We start from the raw sequence: 203 nt of genomic DNA on the forward strand, positions 1-203 counted from the left end.
GCGCCGGGGTCCTGGATGATCTTGCGGCCATCGTTGACGCCTACCCGGTTGCGGTTGGCCTCGATGAACAGGTCGATGGCGCCCTGCAGCGCCCCGATGGTGGAGGAGGACACGGCGCGCACGAAGATCTGCCCGAACGGCAGGCGGAACAGCGGCGCGGTGTTCACCGCATTGCCGGGGCTGTTCTGCAGGAAGCCGTCGAT

General features: G+C 67.5%; 1 pseudogene. It reads right to left on the reverse strand.

Going from position 1 to position 203, the window contains the following annotated elements:
- Positions 1-203 (reverse strand): annotated as a pseudogene (locus tag AAHM40_RS27150) (flavin-dependent monooxygenase); the annotation flags it as partial.

The organism is Pseudomonas sp. OTU5201, assembly GCF_038440135.1.
GTDB lineage: Bacteria > Pseudomonadota > Gammaproteobacteria > Pseudomonadales > Pseudomonadaceae > Metapseudomonas > Metapseudomonas resinovorans.